Raw genomic sequence first — 19,094 nt, 5'->3', positions numbered from 1 at the left:
CAGTTGGGTGGTGGCGGCATGAAACATGCGGTCGATTAAATGCGCTGGCGCCAACCCTCCATGGAGCATTGGCGCCAGGCATCATCGGGACAAGGGTTGCGGTCTACTCGATCAAGTTGATTGCAAAGCCAATGAACGTGGTACCGACAGCGTCATAGGTGGCGATCTGACCGTTAGCCGCGAACGCGACAAACGGCGTTCCCTGACCGGAAGTCCCGGCTACTGCGTGTCCATAGACCGTGACCGCCAGCGCATTGGCCGGAACCCCAATGGTGTTCAGATCGGGAGTTGTCCGCGAGGTCGCCACGGGATAGTTGCCGCTATTCCATTCGGAAGTCACCCACCTGCCGTCGCTGCCCAGCCATTGGACCGAGAAGTTGAATACGTAGCCGCCTTTGTTGTTAACGGTGATTTTCTGGACCGGTCTCATAGTAATCTCCTGTTAGGGGAAAAGTTTTCAATCAAGATAATTCGATATCCACCATTGGCGGGTGGATGCCTTGTTTCTTGTTCGACAAGTGTTGAACTAGGGATGTATAAAGCAATTATTCTTGTCTGCTTTCCTTAGTGCTGTTGAATGGCATGTGGGTTGTGTGGCATACCAATCGATGCTGCTTGATGCTGGTTCTGCTTTGGTGGGTTGGGGTGAAGCTTGTTGAAACAATTGCAACAGCTGTCGCGGGCCAAATATCACAGCAGGAACGAGCGTTGTTGCCGATAGGGTGATTCAATTTTATGTAAAGGTTTAATGGCGGTTGCTGCGCTTTGGCTACTTACACTGTAGCAAGCATATTTTTAATGTGGGTGTAGTTTTGAGTTGGGTTTAATAGTTGTCCCTATTAAACGGGGCATTCGGGAATACGATAAAAACAGGATGTTTTTAGCAATCAAGCTGTTGATGGTTATAGAGGGTGGGCCTCTCTACTGCTAGACGTCTTGCGGGGCGTAACTACCTGGCGGTGATCAATTCGGCATGCACTATCCCCGAGCAGAAGGATGGCTGGCGGGGCAGAGCGCGAACCTGCACCTGAAGCAGCGGGCGCGACAGGCTTGCAGCGCGTCAGTGCGCCGTTGCACGGCTGATGCAGATGCACCACCTGCAGGATAGGGACCGCAAGCACGGCATCGAGGGTGGATGCGGGCGCGAGATCCGGGGTGCTGATTGGCGGCACAAAAGGGTAAAGCCGGGCTCACTGCTGAACCGGGGCCTGGTTCGTGCCGCAGGGGATTGGCCGAGGAGAATCGGCCCGTTATTGCGGAGGTGCAGAGCCGCCAATGAATTTTTCAGTACCAGGCTGGTGGGCACCGTATTCGACGACGTACCACCCACCAAGACGTCTAGCCTGCGCTTCGGCGGTAGGTTTATCTGCGTAGATATCGATGAATTGCCATGATCCGGGAACGTCCCTCATCACTGCCCAGCCGAGTACCCAGCCGTTGTTGTCTGGGTCAGCGGGAAGGTTTTTCCTGAGGCTTCTGATTGACATCACCGCTCCTTGTCTATGAGAGGGGCAACACGTTACTGCTGATGCCGGGCAAGGTGGTAGTGGCATTGGTCTTGATATTGCCAATATCGATGCCGAGCTCCAGGGGGGGATACGGCAGAAGCCGGTGGGACACCTGCCTTCAGCGCTCGCTCAGCGTGCTCTCTCAATTCCTTCTGGTAAGAAGGGATAACTGAAGAGAGTTAGTTGCCCCTGGAAATGCTGGCGGGCAGTGAAATAGGTTCAGGTTGCAGGTGTCCGGTTTTATTAGGCCACTACAGTGGACGCTGCGATTGCTACCTTGCTAATTTCTCTGACCGGTCTAAGGTCTATCTCAGTTCTTACTTCAGCGTGCCAGGAGGCATTCAGTGCAGGGTAGGAATCGGCCACTTTTCACAGTTATATCTAGCAAATTCCCATTGGGAGGGATACCAATGAAAAAACTACCAGCCTGTTTGATTCCACTTGTCTCGGCGCTGAGTCTATCTGTTCTTTCTAGTTGTGCTCTAGCGGATGTATACCTTTGTACATCCGATCCTTGTAATACTTGGGAGCCGACTCCACTCACAGAAGATCAACGTAATATAAAGTCTCCAGATATTAATAAAACCACTATTAAGGCGACCCTGGAGAATTCAGTAAGGACAGAAATTTCCAGTGCTTACAAGACTAAGGATCCGAAAGGTAAAAATCTCTACCTCAAGAAAGACCTATGGCATAAAGGGGGTTCAGTTCCTTTTTCGGAGGATGTGCATGTGACTGTTTATATTTATGATAAACCCACCAGCGCGAGGCCCTCTAAGTCATGCCACGCTTTCTCATATAAGAAGCAGGGCAACAAGAACTACTTCGGTACCTGTCAATAGACGTAGTTATCTCGAAGCCGGAGCGCTCAGCAGATTCCGGTCCTGGGGAAGTGTTGTCGCCCGCAACGCTTGCTTGGCGCCTATGGCTGATCTTGGCAGTGTTGCTAGTGGCAACCGTGGAGCGTTAATCGAATTCATCCACTACCTCTACTACCTCGGCTGCTCAGTAGTTGCTGTAGGCTGCTCAGCGCCGATCCGCTCGAGCAACGCCCTCTCCTTGGCGCGTTTCTGCTGTTGCAATTCCGCGTTGGTCTTGGCCATGGCCTAGCTCTTCGATGCCGCTGGCCGGTATCGTCGACCAGGTTTGTCGGTGACTCGGATGTGAGTTCGACGCCGGCGTTGAGTGAAGGCTCAACCGGCGCGCGACAGATCGCTATGCAGTAGGTCTGACACGGAAGGCCAGGTACACCGGGCCGAATGGGAAGGTGCTGACTTCCAATTCATCCAGGGGGTTGAGCGTGCGCGTGCGGCCCCCTGCGTTGGGGTGCACATGGCCCCCAGCGTGGTAGCTGACCATCCTGGGGTCGTCGAAGACGCGGGCGAAGGAGCCGACATAATTGACACTGGCGCGCATGTCATCGAATTGTTCGACCACATAGGTGCCGATGCTGCCCGAGACCTCGCCGTTGGGGTCCAGAACCCACTTGCGTCCGACCATCAGCCCAATCTGGGTGTTGGCTCGTACACCGGCACGCATCTCCTCGAGAAACAGCTGGCTGATCTGGCCGCCGCCTTTGCCCTGGACATAGGTAAAGCGTGCTATGGAGTGGCTGTTCCCCGTAGGGCTGCCTTGGGCTGTATCGACCCGGTAGTCGACAAAGTCCGCTGATACGGTGGTGGTCGTGGTGTTGGCGTTAGGTACCCAGGTGAAATCCAAGACCCTTCCGGTTTTCACCTGCTCCAGCGAGGTGGTGGTCTGAGAGGTTGTAGTAGAGCCTGACTGCTTCAAATCATCGTTCATGATGCTCATCCTTAAGTGAAGTGCGTGCTTGAGTGCGGGCTGAACTGGCCCGACGCCTAAGCTTGTAGAGCATGACTCATGCGGTGCTCGTCAGTAATGGGTTTCCATTGCATCGAAATATGCTCAACCTCCTTTGTGTCATTGCGCAAGTACGCCATCGTCACCCGGCTGCGTATCGCGGCGTTTATCGCCCAGATCGGCCACGAGTCAGGCCAGTTGCAGTGGGTTCGCGAGCTGGGCAGCGACCAGTACTTGAGCAAGTACGACACCGGGACCTTGGCCAAGCACCTGGGCAACACTCCCGAAGCGGATGGCGACGGCCAGAAGTATCGGGGCAGGGGGCTAATTCAGGTCACCGGCCGGGCCAACTATGCGGCTTGCAGCGAGGCTCTGTTTGGTGATGCGCGATTGCTCAACACCCCGGAGTTGCTTGAGCACCCGGTGTGTGCCTCGATGTCGGCCGGTTGGTATTGGCAGCGGGCAGGCCTCAATACCCTGGCCGACCAGGGTGACTTTCTCACTATCACTCGCCGTATCAACGGCGGCACCAATGGCTTGTCCGACCGCGAGGCGCTGTATAAGCGTGTGCTGAAGGTGCTGCCGTGAGCGCGCTGGGTGCACGTGGACTGATTGGCGCCCTGGTACTGGGGCTTGCCCTCGGCGCCTGGGCTGCTTGGGCCTGGCAAGCCAACCGCTACGGCGAGCAACTGGCCGCCCAGGCCGAGGCGAATCAGCGCTCTCGCGAGCAGGCGGCGGTGGCGGTGATCGATTGGCAGGAACGCCAGCAGGTTGAGCGCCGAGCGCTGGAGGATCGGCTGCAGGTGAATGACGAAACCCACTACAAGGAACTGCGAAATGCTCAAACCGAGCAGGCTCGCCTGCGTGACCGGCTGGCTACTGCTGATGTGCGGCTGTCAGTCCTACTCGCCGCCCCGGGTGGTGGCGGTGGGCTGCCAGCCGACACCGGCGGCGCCGGCGTGGATCATGGAGAAGCGCGAGCCGAACTTGACCCAGCGCATGCTCAACGAATTATCGCCATCGCCGGAGACGGTGACCAGGGACTGATCGCGTTGGCTGCGTGTCAGGAGTATGTGCGGGGGCTGCAAGCGAGCAAAGAGTAGTCAGAATGAAGAGGCCCGGCGATAGTCCGGGCTTATTATTGTTTACGTCTAAAATTAACCTAGGCAACGAGTTTGGAGGATCCTGGATTTTTCTTGAGTGCCTTCATCAGCAGCATTTGTTCATTCAACTCTTCAGCCCAAGGAGCAAAGCAAGGGAGGCATGAGTCGTTGACCCAACGTCAATAAACTGAAAATGTTGCAGTTGTCGGGTCTTGGTGTTTTCGTTTCAAAACTGGGCAAAACTTTGGAGCGTCCCTTCAGACCATTATTAGGATTAGGAAAAAATCCGAGGGTGTAATACTAGGCGGTCTGAGGGACTGTTTCGAAAAAATAACTGCCGTGAATCCCCTAATCAGTTATCCCTTCAGTACTTATAGAAGATGCTAAAAGCCTGGGGGAATATAACCGGGAACATAAGGAATATTTTGGCACTTGCCATGAAATACTTCTCCATTCTGAATTTTGAAAAGCACTATTTTTTTTGCTTTGTTCACCGTTGCTTCAATCTTGCAGTCGGAGCTATGACCGACGTTCTCGTAATACTCGGTATGGGTCAAACCATTACTGCCTTGTGTCATGGATGTTCCGGCTGCCTCAGTTGTCGACCACTGAGAGGATTTGTACCACGTCATTACGACAAGTGTACCTGCATCAGGATCTTGAGTTGCTTTCATCGTATCGGGCCTGCCAAACAGATTCAGCGCCTCTTGGGCATCGCGACCTTCCCAACGACTTTGAGCAATTAAGGAACAGCCGCTGCTTACCATTATGCCTGACACTGCTAGCATTAAAGAAAACGTTTTCATCCATTGATATATCATGGAGTTTACCTTACCTGGACTTTTCAGGGTTTTTGTTGTTTAACATTTCATCCAGCTCTTCCATTGGGCTCTTCGGCGGTGCTTGTACCTCCGTGATGATCCCGAGCATTTTCATCTGATCAAATTTACCCAGTGACAACATGCCGTTGAAGACTCGATCTTGGGGATTACATACAAAGGCAAATGTATATAAAAGCGCCTTGTCATCCAACGTATGCCACTCATTGGAGACTTTCAAATCCCGGCGTGCGTAGCTCGTTCGTTCTATTGATGTTCCTTTAAGAAAGCGGGCTCTGTGCTTGGAGCACTGGACTTCAACTGAATAGACATCCGCCAATGGCTTGGATGGGTCAGCGAAGACTTGGTTTACGTCTACTGACTGAAGCCCACCCGCCGCTTGACTCCGTGGCGTCATGGACGTGAGATCAGCGACAAACACTATGTTGTTTTTGCCCGTGCCTATGCTATAGACACGCCACCAATCGCCAATGGGGTTCGCTTTGTCAGCTATCGCTGAAGTGGAGGCAGCAAGTAGTAAAGTAATTGGTATGACGTATTTATTTAATTTCAAAAACTCTGGCATGCTGTGTCGTGCCTCCTTGAATATGAATTTGTTATCCATTTACATTAAATTAATCAAGCCAAACAAGCACGCTAAAAAATAGAATTTCTCAACTGAGTATCTCGAGTCAGTGATATTTGCTGGCCAGCACACGCTGCCATGCTCGTAGCGTCTGGCGACTAAATTAAGAAGCAAATTAGCTTCGTTGCAATCAAAAAGTAAATAACACATTTCATCGATTATCATCAACTTCGAGCGTTAAACTACCCAGCCAAACGTCCCTTGTGATACTGCGCGACTAGTCGAAATGTCCGATTGACTGAAATCTCAGAATGGCAGCACTAGTCGGGACTATGATCCCCGTAGGAGGGGGGAGTCAACTAGCACAAATGTACTAGTTCGAGCGCTTGAAGAAACCCTGGAAAGGACTTCAAGGTTTGGTGAAACACCCACCACGCACAAACGGAGCAGATGAGTTCCGTTGGAAGAGATGTCCCTGTTGATCAACCTTGGCAAAGAGGGTTATTGCGAACAAGGGTTGATTAGGCGAAGGCCAGCCGAGGTGGGACTGGCCTGCTCGTCTAGGGGATGTTGGTTTCGACGGTTCAAAAAAAGGCCCCTCACCTGGCAGGGATGTGGGCCTTTTTAGTGGTCGTGGTAACCATGCCCCCTACATTTGGCTACTGGTATCGGTCGTGCTGGTAAGCGTATAAGTAGCGCTTAATTTGGGGGATTGGGGCATGCCAGGCATCAGCGTATTAACGATTAGCGATCAGCCCGGTTTGCCGAGCGCAGAGTCCAAACAGCCTGGCTTTTGCGGTTGAACTCAGTACATAAATCGAGCGACTGGGCTTCTGGTGTTCGCGCCTACCATAATGCAATCGGCTACACGCAGGCCCTGCGAGACGCTGAACTTATTACGAATGATACAGAGTTGGCCATGACAGCCTCTCGGGCCGAAGTATGGCAGACGGCTTCGGACCGCTTGAGTGGAAATATGGTGGCGAAAGGCGCATGGGTGACGCGTTCCCACAAAACGGGATCAGCCTGCCGGATTTGATCCACACCGAGTGGCTGATCACTTGGCACACCTCGGACGCGTTATCCTCGCTACCCTGGTTTGCAGATGCCGAACAGGTTGTTGGCTCGAAGCGCAGATGATCTTAGGGCATTTTTAGGGCATAGCGGATACCGCTTTAGGCCTATATAGGCCTTAACTCAGGTGCTACATACTCTAATTTCGTGGCCTTGAGCGGACTGCGGTTGATTATGGTCGAGTTCGAATCCCTATCCTTATGGCTGTTTATGTCGGAGGAAAACTTGAGAGCATTGTGTAAGCGGAAATTGCTCTTTCAAGGAGATCGTCGAATGTGAGGAACTCATCGATGTTGTATTGGTCTATCATCAGTCCCATGTATTCGCGTGCATCTGACACGTTCTTAAAATTTTGCTGAGTAAATCGACTCATGATTACGGACGTTTTGCATTTCGATTGAATACCTGGATAGCGTGAAGCGACTAACGAATAGTGGGTTTTTATATAGTGCTTCCATTCAGCTGTTTGGAATACGGCTTGACTGACTTCTGCTCGTGGTTGTCCCTGCGTTGTGGCTAGTTTTTTTGCGGGGCGTTCGATTTCAATTAATTTGTAAGATTGGTCGGGGTATTTAATGATGAAGTCTGGCTGAAGTTTTGTTTTACCGATGGGTGAAGTCTGACCATTTGGATAGATTAGTTCGGGCTTGCTTTCGCATGAGCCGTAAACATCTAGCAGTACTGGATGTTTCTCTAAGATAGCGTGAAATATAGACTCAATGCCGTCTGGCTGAAACCTTAAAGCCTCTCCTAAGGTAGAAATGGCAATCTTTAATGAGTCAAGGCGATTATTGTAAGAATCAAGCCATTCCGGTTCGCTACCGAACGATATAGAACCTCCTAGAGGCTCACGCCCGTATGTGGCTAAGGCTGAGCCGATATCTCGGCGGATATCTTGCTGGACGCGTAGGGTTATCAGTCGCTTGTCCCACGCTGCCTCATCGGCATGACTAACTACCTCGATATACTCAAAAAATCTTCTATTGTTTAGGTCTGCCGGGAAAAATCCTAAATTCTTAGTGATGTGAGACCTGCCAAAATCAGCGGCATCATCAAATTTTGGATCAAGCACCGAGCCATATGCACCAAATGTCAGTGTGTTGACTAGTTTTTTATATGGTAAATTTATTTGTTTTAGGGATAGTGTTAGTTCAAGTTCAGGGTCTGAGATTTGCAGCTCTCTCTCTATGCCCTGTACTCGGCTGCGCCATATACAGGAGGCTAGGGGAGTTTTCGATACTATTCTATAAATGCCGATGTCCTTCCCTTGTAGTTGGTTGTCGGCTAAGAATTGGGTGACATCTTTGGGAGTTCTGGTTGGCTCATAATCCACTTTAAGCGCAGGACCGCCAGCAATGTACCACTGGTGTGGTGGTTCGTTTTCAATGGAAATCACAACGCCGTCTTGAGCAACGTAGACCTGAAGTTTTTTGGCGTCTAGATAAGGGGACTGAACTAGATTCGGATATCCAGGACCATCTGGTAGAGGTGTGGTGGCTCTGCGGTACTCGTTACGATACCGCCGTGTGTAGGCGAACATGAATTCCGCAACCATCTCAACGGTGACTGACATGCACTGTGACCTCCCAAATGGCGTTCTCTTACCTATAAGACTCCTGCAACAGCTTTATAGAGTAGGTGGGTGGATTGTTGTAGTTTTTTGGCAGTGAAAGTGGAAGGTTCTACGCCGACTGATCGAATAGAGCTGCGCCTCAAGTGGCGAGGATGATCAAAAGGGTGTGGTACAAAATTGGTACCGAAACTTAGTCTGCCGTTTTGAAGCCTTGATGCTATAGGCTTTCAGGGAACGTCCCCCAATCCATCACGGATTTGGGGGCTAATTTCTGCATCCCTGGCAGCAGTCGAGCAAAGCAGACGCAGATCTGAGGGGGTAGACTCTTGGGTGACCCATTGGAATTGCGCGAGGCCCAAGTGTGGACGGAGTGGTAAAAATCCGCAGAGCATGTGTAGACGATGCTGAGGTGTTAGGAGTGATTGGTCCTGCTGCTTATGCAGCGTCCTATCATTACCTATGGAATGACTGCGTAGCTTTAGCCAATCAACTGGATACCTTTAGTACATCAGCATTTTTGATGCTGCTGCGACAAGCTGAATCAAGGCTTTGGGTAGCCGAGGTTGCTGGGGTTGCGGTTGGATTCTTAACCATGATGGTTGACTCTCGAAACCCGATCACGCACGAATGTGGGGGAGCGGAGATTTCTAGGATCTATCTTCTACCGGGCAGTCAGAAGTCGGGGTTAGGGTTTCGACTTGTGTCTGCAGCAATCGAGCACGCGAAAGAGTTAGGGCTGACGCACGTATGGCTGGATGTAATGGCGTCTGCAGTAAATGCAAGAAACGCCTATCTCAAGTGGGGCTTTTCAGAGATAGGAAGTAAGAATTTTTCTCGTCAAGTCAAAGCCGAGTATTCACAAATGGTTGTCCTGAGGATGGACCTCCGTACCACCGTCTCGTAGTGGCGCCTGTTCTCAAATTTTAGTCGCACCTTTCACTGTCGATCTCTGAACGAAAAGTGGCAGGTGACAGCTTAGAGCTACCAGGTGAAGTGGTAAAAAATTGGTACACAGTCTGATGTTGATCAACGGAGGTCTTTAAAATTAAGGCTTACAGCGTTTGTGTGTCCAATCCATCATCGGGGCGATGCAGCAATTACTCCCGTCCAGTAACTGCAGGCCATGGTGTGTGGCAAGAATCGGTCATCCTGAGGTTAGGAAAATACAGGACAGCATCCAGGTCGGGCCACAGGTTTTGGCATTCTGTCGGCAAGGTGCCGTAGGGGGGTAGTTGCGGAAACTAAAGAAATGATGCGGAAACGGTCAGATGGTGACGGTAAGCGCCCGTGAGCAGCAGAAACAAAAAAGCCCTGAAAAATCAGGGCTTTCTCGTTGAGATTTGGCGGAGGCGTAGAGATTCGAACTCTAGGACCTGTTACAGTCGGCGGTTTTCAAGACCGCTGCCTTAAACCACTCGGCCACACCTCCAGATCGCATTGCGGGCGCCATAATACCCGAATGAAACACACTGTCAAACTCTCTGCGTCGCGAGTTACAGAGCCTCTGTTATCATCCATGCCACTAAATGTTTCCCCCAACAGGAGTGTCGCCATGCGCGAACAGGATTACGCAGTTAACAACGGCGTGCAGGCCGAGCAGCTAGAGGTTAGCCGCGTCCTGCGCAACACTTACGGCCTGCTGGCCCTGACCCTCGCGTTCAGTGGGGTGATGGCCTATGTGGCACAGCAGATGCGTGTCGGTTATCCGAACATCTTCGTGGTGCTGATCGGCTTCTACGGTCTGTTCTTCCTCACCAACAAACTCCGTGACTCGGCCTGGGGCCTGGTGTCGGCTTTCGCCTTGACCGGTTTCATGGGCTTTCTGCTCGGCCCGATTCTCAACCGCTACCTGGGCATGCAGGGCGGCGCCGAAGTGGTCAGTTCGGCCTTTGCCATGACGGCACTGGTATTCGGCGGTCTGTCGGCCTATGTGCTGATCACCCGCAAGGACATGAGCTTCCTCGGCGGCTTCATCACCGCCGGTTTCTTCGTCCTGATGGGCGCCGTGCTGGCCAGCCTGCTCTTTCAGATCAGCGGCCTGCAACTGGCGATCAGCGCCGGCTTCGTGCTGTTCTCCTCGGTGTGCATCCTGTTCCAGACCAGCGCCATCATCCACGGCGGCGAACGTAACTACATCATGGCCACCATCAGCCTGTATGTATCGATCTACAACCTGTTCGTCAGCCTGCTGCAACTGTTCGGCATCATGGGTCGCGATGACTGATCACAGGTGCTGAGCCATTGAAAAAAGCCCGCTTCGGCGGGCTTTTTGTTGCCCAGGTTTTCTTTGGCTGTCCAGCTTTTCGACGCGCTCATACCTGTAGCTGTGCGGTGGTCAGCAGATGGGAGATAGCCAGTGCGCTGAACAGTGCTGGCCGCAGGGTTCGCTGTTCGCGTTCCGTCCGGCGCTGCCAAGGCGCCGGGGCGCAGAAGGGCGTTTTTTCGGACCTGGAAAGCGGTCCGGACCGCTGCCTATTCCAGAGGCGGCAGGCGCCGTTTGATCGGCGATTTCTTGACAATCGCGGTGTTGGTTTCGGCGTAGTGATTGAGGTGGTCCAGCAGGCTGTCCAGTTGTTCCATGGAGCGCACCTGGAGACGGGCAATGAAGCAGTCGTCGCCGGTGACCTTGTCGCATTCGGTGAACTCGGCAATCGCCAGGATCTGCCGTTCGACCTCCTGCAACTTGCCCGGCAAGGGGCGGATGCGGACGATGGCCTGCAACTGGTAACCGAGAAACCTGGGGTCGATCTCCAGGGTATAGGCGCTGATCACGCCGCGTTCTTCCAGCCGGCGCAAGCGCTCCGAGACGCTGGGAGCGGACAGCCCGCTGATCTGCGCCAGGGCTTTGAGGGAGCGTCGCGAGTCTTGCATCAGGGCGCTGATCAGGGTTTGGTCGATGGCATCCAGCATGGCGATCTCGTTAGGTGAATGGGCTCTTTGGCCTTGATAAAAAAGGTCTGAATCGATTCTAGCCCAGGTTTTGATCTGGCGATGGGCTCTGCTGGCTGGGCATAATTTGCCCACTTGCAAAGGAGCCTGATGATGGATGCACAAACCCGACGCGGATCATTGGAAATGACCGCTGCCATGCTGATTTCCGGAACCATTGGCTGGTTCGTCCTGGTGTCCGGGCAACCGGTGCTGGATGTGGTGTTCTGGAGGTGCCTGTTCGGCGCCGGGACCTTGCTGCTGATTTGTGGAGCTTTCGGCTTTTTGCGTAAGAACATTCTGAGCAAGCGCGCCTTGATCCTCGCGGTGCTCAGTGGCGTGGCCATTGTCGGCAACTGGGTGCTGCTGTTCGGTTCCTACTCCCGGGCTTCGATCGCCATCGGCACCGCGGTGTACAACGTTCAGCCGTTCATCCTGGTGGCCCTCGGGGCGTTGTTCCTGGGAGAAAAGATCACCCCGCAGAAGCTGTTCTGGCTGGGCCTGTCGTTCGCCGGAATGCTGGCCATCGTCAGTGCCCACGGCAGCCAGGGCGAGGAGGGTGGCGACTACCTGTTGGGCATTGCCCTGGCCCTGGGCGCGGCGGCGCTGTACGCCTTCGCCGCGCTGCTGATCAAGCGCCTGAGCAGCACGCCGCCGCACCTGATCGCCCTGATCCAGGTCTGCACCGGGGTGCTGTTGCTGGCGCCCTGGGCCAACCTCGGCGCGCCACCCCAGCAGGCCAGCGCCTGGGCCAGCCTGCTGACCCTGGGCATTCTCCATACCGGGGTGATGTACGTGCTGCTGTACGGGGCGATCCAGAAACTGCCGACGGCCCTGACCGGCGCCTTGTCGTTCATCTACCCGATTGCGGCGATCCTGGTCGACTGGGTGGCCTTCGGGCACCGCCTGGGGCTGCTGCAATGGGTGGGCGTGGGGGCGATCCTGCTGGCCGCGGCCGGCATGCAGCAGGGCTGGACCCTCAAGCGCCGGCGCAGCGTTTTGCAGTAGGCGCTACAGGTTCTGGCGGGGGCCTGCAATAGGCTCCCTCGGGCCTGGCCGGGGCCCTGGCATGGGCCCTGTACCGGTCGGCGCCTGGCCTTGACAGGCCAACCCGCAGGGCTAGATTTTACCCTGCGCTGAGGCTTTTCCAGCGCGCTTGCCCCTTGATCCAGGCCCCTGGGCATCCTGCCCTGGCGCGCCTCGGTCACCCGCAACCACCGGTTCGCGTCGTGCAGCGCCGGGCCGGCCCTGGAGCGCTCATGAGTACTCGACGCAAGGTTCCCGGAATCCGCAACTACGATGGTCCCGCCGGTGGCTGGGGCGCGCTCAAGGCCACTGCGACCGCGGTGCGCGAGCAGATGGACACCCTCAAGGCGCCGCTGACCCTGATGCGCACCAACCAGCCCGACGGCTTCGACTGCCCGGGCTGCGCCTGGCCGGACAAGGAGCACAAGTCGACCTTCCAGTTCTGTGAAAACGGCGCCAAGGCGGTGACCTGGGAGGCCACCAACAAGCGGGTAACCCCGGCGTTCTTCGCCCAGCATCCGGTGACCTCATTGCTGCAGCGTTCGGACTACGAACTCGAAGACCTCGGGCGCCTGACCGAGCCCCTGGTCTACGACCGCGCCAGCGACACCTTCAAGCCTGTGGCATGGCAGGACGCCTTTGCCCGCATCGGCGAGATCCTGCGCAGCCTGCAGCCCGAGCAGGTGGAGTTCTACACCTCCGGGCGCGCGTCCAACGAAGCGGCCTACCTGTACCAGCTGTTCGCCCGGGAATACGGCTGCAACAACTTTCCCGACTGCTCGAACATGTGCCACGAGCCCACCAGCGTCGGCCTGCCGCGGTCCATTGGCATCGGCAAGGGCACGGTGTCGCTGGAGGACTTCGACCTCTGCGAGCTGATCATCTCCATCGGCCACAACCCCGGCACCAACCACCCGCGGATGATGGGCACCCTGCATGAAGCTTCGCGGCGCAAGGTGCCGATCATGGTCTTCAACCCTTTGCGCGAGCGCGCCCTGGAGCGGTTCGCCGACCCGCAGAACATGGTGGAGATGGCCACCTACGGTTCCACCCGCATCGCCTCGTCGTACTTCCAGGTCAAGGCCGGCGGCGACGCGGCGGCGATCAAGGGCATCATGAAGGCGCTGCTGGCCCTGGAGGACAGCCTGGGGCAAGTCCTGGACCAGGCATTCATCGCCGAGCACACCCAGGGCTTCGAGGCCCTGGCGGCGGACCTGCATGCCACCGCCTGGGCAGACATCGAGCAGGCCAGCGGCCTGCACCAGGCGGACCTGGAAATGGTCGCCGCGGCCTATGCCAAGTCCAACGCCACCATCGTCACCTACGGCATGGGCATCACCCAGCACAACGAAGGCACGGCCAATGTCCGGCTGATCTGCGACCTGCTGATGCTGCGGGGCAACCTGGGCAAGCCGGGGGCGGGGATCTGCCCGTTGCGCGGCCACTCCAACGTGCAGGGCAACCGCACCGTGGGCATTACCGAGAAGCCTTCCCCGGCCTTTCTCGACAAGCTGCAGCAGACCTTCGGCTTCACCCCGCCGGCGCATCACGGTCACGATGCGGTGCAAGCCATGCAGGCGATGATCGCCGGCAGCGCCAAGGCCCTGCTGTGTCTGGGGGGCAACTTTGCCGTGGCCCTGCCGGACCCGGGCCAGTGCTTCCCGGCCATGGGCAAGCTGGACCTGAGCGTGCACATCGCCACCAAGCTCAACCGCAGCCACCTGCTGGTGGCCCGGGAAACCTTCCTCTTTCCCTGCCTGGGCCGTACCGAGCTGGATATGCAGGACGGCCTGCGTCAGGCGATCACCGTCGAAGACTCGATGTCCATGGTGCATGCCTCGGCCGGCAAGCTGGCGCCGGCCTCCGAGTTTTTGCTGTCGGAACCGGCGATCGTCGCCGGCATGGCCCGGGCCACCCTGCCGGGCAGCCGCGTGCCCTGGCTGGAGCTGGTGGCCGACTACGACAAGATCCGCGACCTGATCGAACAGACCGTGCCCGGCTTTGACGACTACAACGCCCGCATTCGCGTGCCGGGTGGTTTCCGCATGCCCCTGGCGGCAGCCGAGCGGCAGTGGCTGACGCCCTCGGGCAAGGCCGAATTCTTCGTCTTTCCCGGGCTGCATGAGGACAAGGAAGTGGACGGCGCCGATGTGCTGCGGCTGATCACCCTGCGCAGCCACGACCAGTACAACACCACCATCTACGCCCTGGACGACCGCTATCGCGGGGTGTTCGGCCGCCGCGACGTACTGTTCATCAGCCCGGCGGACCTGGCCGCCCGGGGCCTGGCCCATGGCGACCTGGTGGACATCGAAACGGTGATCGGCGGGCGCCGGCTGCGCTACGAGAAGATCACCGCCATCGAATACAAGATCGCCAATGGCACGGTGGGCGCCTACTACCCCGAAGCCAACCGCCTGGTGCCCCTGGACTACCTGGACGTGGACAGCGGCACGCCGTCCTACAAATCGGTGCCGGTGCGAGTGTTGCGCTCAAGCCCCGCTTGAGCGGAGCCACAGCGCCTCGCGACTCGTGCAGCCGCTGCCGCAGGCTGCGCACGGTCGCGTAGCGGCCGCGGCGATCCGGAAAACGCTGATGCCCGGCGGTAGATCGCCAAGCAAGGCCCTGCGGTCCTTTGCGCAGCCTCGCAGCCTGCGGCAGCGGCTACAGGGTCGTGCGCTGTGGGAGGCCAGAGATGCTTGATGGCCCGGGGATTCGGTGAATGGGAGGGCGGCACCTTCCAGGGGGAGCAATCTCCCTTGCCACGGTCACAATCTGCTATTTTCCTGTCGGTGATTTTTCCGACCGCAGCCTGTGGAACCCATAATGACCCAGCCGTCCTCCCTGGCCGAGCGCAAGCCCGAGCCCCAAGCCATCTGCAATCCCATCACCCGTAGCGCGATCTTCATCGTCGCCACCCTGGCGCCCGGCGCCGCTGCCGCGCAAACCGTGCGCGACTGGTGCGCCGATATCGCCGCCTTAACCCGTTCGGTGGGCAAGCGCGTCCCGGGGGGCAATCTGTCCTGTGTCTGCGGTTTTGGCTCCAGCGCCTGGGACCGTCTGTTCGGTGGCCCGCGCCCGGCGTCGCTGCACCCGTTCATCGAGGTGGGCGTGGAGGGGCGCCGCGCGCCATCGACTCCCGGCGACCTGCTGCTGCACATCCGTGCCGAACAGATGGACCTGTGCTTCGAGTTGGCCACGCAGTTGCTCAAGCCCCTGGGGGATTCGATCAAGGTGGTGGACGAGGTCCAGGGCTTCCGCTATTTCGACATGCGCAGCATGGTCGGCTTCGTCGACGGCACCGAGAACCCGGAAGGCCGCGAGGCGGTGGATTTCACCCTGGTGGGGGACGAGGACCCGCAGTTCTGCAATGGCAGCTACGTGCTGGTGCAGAAGTACCTGCACAACATGACCGCCTGGAACGAACTGACGGTGGAGGCCCAGGAGCGCATCATCGGCCGCACCAAACTGTCGGATATCGAACTCGACGATGCAGTGAAACCCAGCTGCTCACACAGCTCCCTGACCACCCTGGAAGAGAACGGCGAGGAGGTGAAGATCCTGCGCGACAACATGCCGTTCGGCCGCCCGGGCGCCGGGGAATTCGGCACCTATTTCATCGGCTACGCCCGCTCGCCACGGCCGGTGGAGCAGATGCTGGAGAACATGTTCGTCGGCCGCCCTGCAGGCAACTACGATCGCCTGCTGGACTTCAGCACCGCGGTCACCGGCGGGCTGTTCTTCGTGCCCTCCGCCGACCTGCTGGAAGACCTGGCCGAGCGCGCGCCCACCGGCCTGTAGGCGCAAAAAAAACCGGCCCGCTATTGCGGGCCGGGGTTGCAGGCGTTATCGCCCCTGCTCAGTGGCTGTGCATGCCGGCGGCTTGCATCAGCAGCCGCAACACGCCGGCCACCAGCCCCAGGCCCACCACACTGGCCAGCCAGATACCCCCCATCCACAGCAACCGCTGCCAGGTGGATGCCGGCCGCGTCGATAGCCTATCCATGCGCCAGCTCCAGCATCAGTGCGCCGCTGCAGGCGAGCATCAGCAGTGCGCCGATGAACAGCAGGCTCAGTTGCGCCACAGCCTTGTGCCAGGGCAGGGGTGTAGCTCGATCAATGGTAGCCATCGCCAATCCTCACTTTGCCGCGGAACACGTAGTAGCTCCAGCAGGTGTACATCAGGATGACCGGCAGGATGAACAGGGTGCCGATCAGGATGAACAGCTGGCTGGACAGCGGTGAAGCCGCCTCCCACAGGCTGATGGACGGCGGCACTATGTTCGGCCAGATGCTGAACGCCAGGCCGATGTAGCCGAGGAACACCAGCACCAGGGTGAACACGAACGGCCAGTGGGAATGGTGCTGGCGCAAAGTGCCCAGGAGCCCGCACAGTGCCGCCAGCCCCAGCACTAGCAGCGCACCGAAGATCACGATATGGGCATGGCTGAACCAGCGGTTGGCGATCTCCGGGTGCAGCAGCGCGGTCCACACGCAGAGCACCGCCACCACCGCGGTCAGCGCGAACGCCAGGGGCCGGGTGTAGTGGCGCATGCGCGCTTCGAGCATGCCTTCGGTCTTGACCAGTAGCCAGGTGCTGCCCAGCAGCGCATAGGCCACGATCAGCCCCAGGCCGCAGAACAGCGGGAAGGGCGCCAGCCAGTCCAGGGTGCCGCCGGCGAACTGCCGATCGACCACCGGGATGCCGCTGATATAGGTGCCGATCACGATGCCCTGGCACAGGGTCGCCAGCAGTGAGCCGCCGATGAACGCCCAATCCCAGATGTGCCGTTTCTCGGGGCTGGCCTTGAAGCGGAACTCGAAGGCCACGCCGCGGAAGATCAGCCCTGCGAGCATGAAGATCAGCGGCAGGTACAGGGCCTCCAGGATCACCGAATAGGCCAGGGGAAAGGCGCCGTACAGCGCCGCGCCACCGAGGATCAGCCAGGTCTCGTTACCGTCCCACACCGGGGCCACGGTGTTCATCATCACGTCCCGCTCCCGGGCATCGGGGATCAGCGGAAAGAGGATCCCCAGCCCCAGGTCGAAGCCGTCCATGATCACGTACATCATCACCCCGAAGGCGATGATCACGCCCCAGATCAATGACAGGTCTATGCCTTGAATCGTCATGTTGGTTGCCCTTGTTTCAGAGGTGGTGGTCGCCGGTGGCGAAGGTCTCGGGGATGGCCGACAGCGGCCGGCGCGGAGTCGGCTCCTGGCCGGGCGCAGTGCTGGGCGGATGCTCGTGGTGGGGCTGCGGGCCCTTGCGCACCAGCTTCATCATGTAGCCGATGCCCACGGCGAACACCGAGAAGTAGATCACCACGAACAGCGCCAGGGAGATGCTCAGTTGCGCCACGCTGTGGTTGGAGGCGGCGTCGCTGGTGCGCAGCAGGCCGTACACCACCCAGGGCTGGCGCCCGACTTCGGTGGTGATCCAGCCCGCCAGCATGGCGATCAGGCCGGTGGGGCCCATCCACAGCACCAGGCGCAGGAACAGGCGGTTGCGGTACAGCGCGCCGTTGCGTCGCAGCAGCAGGCCCAGCAACCCGGTGAGGATCATCAACATGCCCAGGCCGGCCATGATGCGGAAGCTGAAGAACACGATGGCCGAGTTGGGACGGTCTTCCTTGGGGAAGCTCTTGAGCGCCGGGATCTGCTTATCCAGGCTGTGGGTCAGGATCAGGCTGCCCAGGTAGGGCACTTCCACGGCGTAGTCGGTTTTCTCGCCGTCCATGTTGGGAATGCCGAACAGCACCAGGGGCGAGGGTTCGCTGCCGTGGTTTTCCCAGTGGCCTTCGATGGCAGCGATCTTCGCCGGCTGGTGCTCCAGGGTGTTCAGGCCATGGGCGTCACCGACCACCGCCTGGATCGGTGCCACGATCAGCGCCATCCACAGCGCCATCGACAGCATCTTGCGCACCGGCGGCGTGTCGTTGCCCCGCAGCAGGTGCCAGGCGGCGCTCGATCCGACGAAGAACGCCGTGGCGACGAATGCGGCAATCGCCATGTGCATCAGGCGGAAGGGGAAGGACGGGTTGAAGACGATCGCCAGCCAGTCCATGGGCATGATCCGCCCATCGACGATGGAGAAGCCCTGGGGCGTCTGCATCCAGCTGTTGGAGGCGAGGATCCAGAAGGTCGAGATCAGGGTGCCGATGGCCACCATCACCGTGGCGAAAAAGTGCAGCCCGCGACCCACCCGGTTCCAGCCGAACAGCATGACCCCGAGAAAGCCCGCTTCGAGGAAGAACGCGGTCAGCACTTCATAGGTCAGCAGAGGGCCGGTGATACTCCCGGCGAAGTCCGAGAAGCGGCTCCAGTTGGTGCCGAACTCGTAGGCCATGACCAGCCCGGAAACCACGCCCATGCCGAAGTTGACGGCGAAAATCTTCGACCAGAAGTGGTACAGGTCCTTGTAGGTGCTGTTGTGGGTCTTGAGCCACAAGCCTTCGAGCACCGCCAGGAAACTGGCCAGGCCGATGGTGATGGCGGGAAAGATGATGTGGAACGAGACCGTGAACGCGAACTGGATGCGCGCCAGGTCGAGTGCCTGTAGATGAAACATGACGAAACCCTCGTAATGGCTGGGGGCCCGCGCAGGCGCCTTCCGGCCGCCGTGAACCCGGGTTCGCGGCGTACGGCAAAAGGCTG

At 57.8% G+C, this 19,094-nt stretch carries 18 protein-coding genes and 1 tRNA gene; 7 read left to right on the top strand and 12 right to left on the bottom strand.

Translation table 11 applies throughout. From position 1 onward, the window contains the following. Window positions 1-103 precede the first annotated feature (103 nt). The 3 genes from KI242_RS19590 to KI242_RS19580 all read right to left on the bottom strand — a co-directional run bounded on the left by KI242_RS19590 (window position 104) and on the right by KI242_RS19580 (window position 3,311). Window positions 104-430 (bottom strand): hypothetical protein, encoded by a 327-nt coding sequence (locus KI242_RS19590; RefSeq protein ID WP_015636211.1) that lies wholly within the window; start codon window positions 428-430, stop codon window positions 104-106. Window positions 431-1,250: 820 nt separating this feature from the next. Then, complete coding sequence (locus KI242_RS19585) at window positions 1,251-1,487, bottom strand: hypothetical protein (protein WP_041752391.1); 237 nt, start codon at window positions 1,485-1,487, stop codon at window positions 1,251-1,253. Between the two features lie 1,236 nt (window positions 1,488-2,723). Next, on the bottom strand, window positions 2,724-3,311 hold the full coding sequence (locus KI242_RS19580) for a hypothetical protein (RefSeq protein WP_169893146.1): 588 nt from the start codon (window positions 3,309-3,311) through the stop codon (window positions 2,724-2,726). 135 nt (window positions 3,312-3,446) lie between these two features. Between KI242_RS19580 and KI242_RS19575 the strand changes: the two genes are divergently transcribed. Then, window positions 3,447-3,917: a glycoside hydrolase family 19 protein gene (locus tag KI242_RS19575; protein ID WP_227454122.1), complete on the top strand. Its 471-nt coding sequence runs from the start codon at window positions 3,447-3,449 to the stop codon at window positions 3,915-3,917. Beyond that, window positions 3,914-4,432 carry a lysis system i-spanin subunit Rz gene (locus tag KI242_RS19570; protein ID WP_015636208.1) on the top strand — a complete coding sequence of 173 codons (519 nt, stop codon included), beginning with the start codon at window positions 3,914-3,916 and terminating at the stop codon, window positions 4,430-4,432. The genes KI242_RS19575 and KI242_RS19570 overlap by 4 nt, the downstream gene beginning before the upstream one ends. Window positions 4,433-4,815: 383 nt before the next feature. On the opposite strand, the gene KI242_RS19565 is transcribed toward KI242_RS19570, so the two are convergent. From KI242_RS19565 to KI242_RS19550, 3 genes are all read right to left on the bottom strand, one after another. Continuing rightward, the gene (locus KI242_RS19565; RefSeq protein ID WP_227454121.1) at window positions 4,816-5,253 is read right to left on the bottom strand and encodes a hypothetical protein; all 438 of its coding nucleotides are present in this window, start codon (window positions 5,251-5,253) and stop codon (window positions 4,816-4,818) included. 10 nt (window positions 5,254-5,263) lie between these two features. Further along, window positions 5,264-5,836 (bottom strand): hypothetical protein, encoded by a 573-nt coding sequence (locus tag KI242_RS19560; protein ID WP_041118967.1) that lies wholly within the window; start codon window positions 5,834-5,836, stop codon window positions 5,264-5,266. A 1,282-nt stretch (window positions 5,837-7,118) separates the two neighbouring features. Then, window positions 7,119-8,483 (bottom strand): Shedu anti-phage system protein SduA domain-containing protein, encoded by a 1,365-nt coding sequence (locus KI242_RS19550; protein WP_169893140.1) that lies wholly within the window; start codon window positions 8,481-8,483, stop codon window positions 7,119-7,121. A gap of 418 nt (window positions 8,484-8,901) precedes the next feature. Between KI242_RS19550 and KI242_RS19545 the strand changes: the two genes are divergently transcribed. After that, window positions 8,902-9,387 (top strand): GNAT family N-acetyltransferase, encoded by a 486-nt coding sequence (locus KI242_RS19545; RefSeq protein WP_134532620.1) that lies wholly within the window; start codon window positions 8,902-8,904, stop codon window positions 9,385-9,387. A 437-nt stretch (window positions 9,388-9,824) separates the two neighbouring features. On the opposite strand, the gene KI242_RS19540 is transcribed toward KI242_RS19545, so the two are convergent. Continuing rightward, window positions 9,825-9,912 (bottom strand) — tRNA-Ser (locus KI242_RS19540). Window positions 9,913-10,035: 123 nt separating this feature from the next. Between KI242_RS19540 and KI242_RS19535 the strand changes: the two genes are divergently transcribed. Continuing rightward, window positions 10,036-10,707, top strand: a complete 672-nt coding sequence (locus KI242_RS19535; RefSeq protein WP_212805464.1) for a Bax inhibitor-1/YccA family protein — start codon at window positions 10,036-10,038, stop codon at window positions 10,705-10,707. Between the two features lie 248 nt (window positions 10,708-10,955). Here the strand turns inward: KI242_RS19535 and KI242_RS19530 are convergent, their stop codons facing one another. Next, the gene (locus KI242_RS19530) at window positions 10,956-11,393 is read right to left on the bottom strand and encodes an Lrp/AsnC family transcriptional regulator (RefSeq protein ID WP_011062012.1); all 438 of its coding nucleotides are present in this window, start codon (window positions 11,391-11,393) and stop codon (window positions 10,956-10,958) included. Window positions 11,394-11,525: 132 nt separating this feature from the next. Between KI242_RS19530 and KI242_RS19525 the strand changes: the two genes are divergently transcribed. The 3 genes from KI242_RS19525 to KI242_RS19515 all read left to right on the top strand — a co-directional run bounded on the left by KI242_RS19525 (window position 11,526) and on the right by KI242_RS19515 (window position 16,238). Next, a complete protein-coding gene (locus KI242_RS19525; protein ID WP_123430514.1) occupies window positions 11,526-12,419 on the top strand; it encodes a DMT family transporter in 894 nt (297 codons plus the stop codon). A 251-nt stretch (window positions 12,420-12,670) separates the two neighbouring features. Beyond that, window positions 12,671-14,944: an FdhF/YdeP family oxidoreductase gene (locus KI242_RS19520; RefSeq protein WP_011062010.1), complete on the top strand. Its 2,274-nt coding sequence runs from the start codon at window positions 12,671-12,673 to the stop codon at window positions 14,942-14,944. A gap of 319 nt (window positions 14,945-15,263) precedes the next feature. Next, on the top strand, window positions 15,264-16,238 hold the full coding sequence (locus KI242_RS19515; RefSeq protein WP_015636148.1) for a Dyp-type peroxidase: 975 nt from the start codon (window positions 15,264-15,266) through the stop codon (window positions 16,236-16,238). A 58-nt stretch (window positions 16,239-16,296) separates the two neighbouring features. Here the strand turns inward: KI242_RS19515 and KI242_RS19510 are convergent, their stop codons facing one another. From KI242_RS19510 to KI242_RS19500, 4 genes are read right to left on the bottom strand one after another with little or no spacing between them, the layout of a single operon-like run. Further along, window positions 16,297-16,443: a DUF2474 domain-containing protein gene (locus KI242_RS19510; protein WP_011062008.1), complete on the bottom strand. Its 147-nt coding sequence runs from the start codon at window positions 16,441-16,443 to the stop codon at window positions 16,297-16,299. Then, window positions 16,436-16,567 (bottom strand): hypothetical protein, encoded by a 132-nt coding sequence (locus KI242_RS32000; protein WP_015636146.1) that lies wholly within the window; start codon window positions 16,565-16,567, stop codon window positions 16,436-16,438. Before KI242_RS32000 ends, KI242_RS19510 begins: the two co-directional genes overlap by 8 nt. Next, window positions 16,554-17,570: a cytochrome d ubiquinol oxidase subunit II gene (gene cydB, locus KI242_RS19505; RefSeq protein WP_015636145.1), complete on the bottom strand. Its 1,017-nt coding sequence runs from the start codon at window positions 17,568-17,570 to the stop codon at window positions 16,554-16,556. The genes KI242_RS32000 and cydB overlap by 14 nt, the downstream gene beginning before the upstream one ends. A gap of 16 nt (window positions 17,571-17,586) precedes the next feature. Continuing rightward, the gene (locus KI242_RS19500) at window positions 17,587-19,008 is read right to left on the bottom strand and encodes a cytochrome ubiquinol oxidase subunit I (protein ID WP_053159353.1); all 1,422 of its coding nucleotides are present in this window, start codon (window positions 19,006-19,008) and stop codon (window positions 17,587-17,589) included. Window positions 19,009-19,094: the final 86 nt, after the last annotated feature.

The organism is Pseudomonas sp. Eqa60 (genome assembly GCF_018326405.1).
Taxonomy (GTDB): domain Bacteria; phylum Pseudomonadota; class Gammaproteobacteria; order Pseudomonadales; family Pseudomonadaceae; genus Aquipseudomonas; species Aquipseudomonas protegens.
This window is presented reverse-complemented; position numbering and strand designations above follow the sequence as displayed.